General features: G+C 63.6%; 5 protein-coding genes. All 5 read right to left on the bottom strand.

Annotated elements, in window-relative coordinates; all coding sequences use genetic code 11:
• Positions 1–303: 303 nt before the first annotated feature.
• Entirely contained in the window at positions 304–636 is a 333-nt protein-coding gene (locus tag CKO42_RS26320; protein WP_200252368.1) for a type II toxin-antitoxin system HicB family antitoxin, read from the bottom strand.
• Complete coding sequence (locus tag CKO42_RS28105) at positions 633–824, bottom strand: type II toxin-antitoxin system HicA family toxin (RefSeq protein ID WP_207148840.1); 192 nt, start codon at positions 822–824, stop codon at positions 633–635. The genes CKO42_RS26320 and CKO42_RS28105 overlap by 4 nt, the downstream gene beginning before the upstream one ends.
• A gap of 283 nt (positions 825–1,107) precedes the next feature.
• Entirely contained in the window at positions 1,108–1,467 is a 360-nt protein-coding gene (locus CKO42_RS27755; protein ID WP_420844346.1) for an MBL fold metallo-hydrolase RNA specificity domain-containing protein, read from the bottom strand.
• A 50-nt stretch (positions 1,468–1,517) separates the two neighbouring features.
• Positions 1,518–1,709 carry an MBL fold metallo-hydrolase gene (locus CKO42_RS26305; RefSeq protein WP_420844347.1) on the bottom strand — a complete coding sequence of 64 codons (192 nt, stop codon included), beginning with the start codon at positions 1,707–1,709 and terminating at the stop codon, positions 1,518–1,520.
• A gap of 84 nt (positions 1,710–1,793) precedes the next feature.
• Positions 1,794–2,525 carry a hypothetical protein gene (locus tag CKO42_RS26300; RefSeq protein WP_200252365.1) on the bottom strand — a complete coding sequence of 244 codons (732 nt, stop codon included), beginning with the start codon at positions 2,523–2,525 and terminating at the stop codon, positions 1,794–1,796.
• Between the last annotated feature and the right edge of the window lie 201 nt (positions 2,526–2,726).

Genomic DNA, 2,726 nt, shown 5'->3' with positions numbered 1-2,726 from the left:
CCGGCCGGGAAGCCGGGACCTAGGCCATGGATGGTGAGCGGGCAGCAACCTGCTGAGCTTTGGTGTTTGCTGCGAGGTTGCTTTCCCTGCACGGGATTCCGGCTTCCCGGCCGGAATGACGGGGGAGAGTGACCGGAATGACGAGCGAGATAGCGGCCGGAATGACGGAGGGGGGAAGTGGCCGGATTATCCGACGGAAGAAGACAGCAGCCCCTCGAAATAGGCAATCGTCGGCCGCAGCCCCTCTCGCAGCGCAATCGTTGGCTCCCAACCCAGCTGTTCGCGCGCCAGCCCGATGTCCGGCTACGCCTGCGCTGCGCGTTCGAATGCTTCTTCAGCCCACTGATTCAGACTTTTGCCGGCAGTCTGTGCTGCAAGGGTGGCAGCGGCGTGTACTTCCGGACGAATCCGCAGCATGATCTTTCCAGACGCCGGTTTTTCCGGGCGGATGCCCTGTTCGGCGCAGTCGGCCAGGTAGTCGTCGAGCGCTCCGGTAAACGCAGCGCGCAGCTCGGCCACCGAATCTGCGTGAAAACTGATGATGTCACGCACACCCAGTACCCGACCGGTAAAGATATCGTCGCGTTCATCGAATACGATGCGGGCCGTATAGCCCTTGTAGGTCATGCTGTTCATGGCTCGACTCCTGCCCGCCGCAGGAACACGCGGGCTTCTTCGACCTGGTATCGTTTGGCTTCCTTACCCGGATGCGGGCGGTGACAGCGCCACTGGATGCCCTGCAGCACGAGCTTGACCCGCGATCCTTCTCGCTCCAATACCGCGCCACCCAGGTGCACGACCAGCGCCTCGATGTCGGCAAACACGATCGAGGCACTGGTCGGGGTGCGAAAGATGGCTTCCAGCGTTTTGCGGTGCCTGTTCTTTATGCTGTCGATGCTAGCAGAAAGTGATAGCAACCTGGAGTGGTTAAAATGACGGGTGGGAAAGTGGCCGGAATGACGGACGGGCCAAGCACCGCAAAGACCAACGCCTCATCGCCGCACAAACTGCGGCGGCTTAGAGAGATGCATCAAAACCTGAGTCCAAACACGAAAAAACCGAGCGAGCGCTCGGTGTCGATGGCCCCGGCCTCGTGCTCCCAGGCGTTCAAGGAATCACCACCTGCGTCCCCGGCAGTCTTGCCTTGAGCATCCCCTGCAGCGCCGCCTTCGCCCCCGCATCCCCATGCACGAGGCGGATCTCCCTTGGTGGGGTCGAAATCCCGCTGACGAAGTCGATCAGATCCTGCTGGTCCGCATGCGCGGAGTAGCCGCCGATGCGGTGCACCTGGGCGCGGATGGGGTAGCGCTGGCCGTCGAGCTGCACGTAGCCGCCGCGTGGTCCATAGCGCTGGATGTCGCGCCCGGGGGTGCCGGCCGCCTGGTAGCCGACGAAGAGGATGTCGTGGCGCGGGGCGCCGAGGTCGCCGGAGAAGACGACGCGCTGCGCGGTCTGCTGTGGCCGCACGACGCCACTGGCGGTGCTCGGCGCGACGCCGTCAGCGGTCGCGCTCGGCGCTAAGCGGTCCCCATCCGCGGCTTGCGGGTGAAGCCGACCTTGAGGGCGTCTTCGAGCACCATCGGCAGCAGCTCGGCAGAGGCGGGACTGCAGAGGATGGGGCCGCGGTAGCCGGCGGCGAGCAGATAGGGCAGCCGTCCGACGTGGTCGATGTGCACATGGGTGATGACCAGGGCTTGGAGGGAGGCGATCGGGAAGCCGATCTCCAGGTGCTGGGCACCAGCGCCGTCGGGGCCGGCCTCAGCGCCTTGGAAGAGGTTGCCGCGCCATAGCCTCTAATGGTCCCTGCGCTGCTTGGCTAACCAGGCTTCGATGGCGGCAGGATCAAGCCCCTTGAGGCGCTCTTCAGGTTCGAGCCCCTTGAGGCGTTCCTCGGGATCATAGCGCTGAAGTATTTCGTCCGGATCAAGCCCCTTGAGACGCTCTTCAGGTTCAAGCCCCTTAAGCCGCTCTTCTGGAGTCATGTTGGCGAGCACCAGTTCATGGGTCTCGCGGAGAAAGTCTTCCATCGTGTAGGCCATCTCAAGATTCTCCCGTTGATAGATGAGGTGCATGCGTTCGAGCAGTTCCCAGTGTCCACCCCGACTTGGATGCGGATGGCGAGCGCGGTAGTGGATCAGCCCTTGGCGGATGCGATCTTGCTCGCTGGCAAAGAGTTCCCAGGGCGCGTTGCGCGGATGCTTGGCGATGGCGTTCAGGACGATCAGGCGCACCGGCTGTCCGCCCCAGGGGAGCTCATAAACGCCTTCCCAGGCGGTTGGGGTCAGTGGGTGCTCGCGCTGCAGTGCCTTGGGACAGCGGGTGGCGACGGCGTAGAGGCCGAAGGCGTTTGGCCGGTGGCGCTTACCGTCGGGGCTCAGCCTGAGCTTGCGGTAGTTGACGTAGTGGCCGATCAGCTCATCAAGGGTCCAAGCGGTGAGCGCTTCGTGCTGGGATTTGTAGGTCAGCAGACGGAGGGGGGGTGGCCGGAATGACGGGGGAGCAGTGGCCGGCATCACGGAGGACATGCCACGACATCAAACGTGATCGCCTCACGAACATGTTCTTTTCAATGGCGCTCGCCCTTATCGCCGAGCAAATGCTTGACGCTGGTCGCATCGAAAATGTCATCCAGCCAGGTGTCGAGCTGCGCTTCAGAGGCTGCGCTGATGCGCTGCGCGGCCCAGCGTGGTAACGGGCCAAAGCGACGGCTGAGCTGTCGACGCAAG

Origin of the sequence: Lamprobacter modestohalophilus (genome assembly GCF_016583905.1) — a bacterium.
Taxonomy (GTDB): Bacteria; Pseudomonadota; Gammaproteobacteria; order Chromatiales; family Chromatiaceae; genus Lamprobacter; species Lamprobacter modestohalophilus.
This window is presented reverse-complemented; position numbering and strand designations above follow the sequence as displayed.

Excerpts from the sequence above, each read along its gene's own strand:
- CKO42_RS26320 (WP_200252368.1), bottom strand. The coding sequence starts at position 636 with ATGAACAGCATGACCTACAAGGGCTATACGGCCCGCATCGTATTCGAT.
- CKO42_RS26300 (WP_200252365.1), bottom strand. The coding sequence starts at position 2,525 with ATGTCCTCCGTGATGCCGGCCACTGCTCCCCCGTCATTCCGGCCACCC.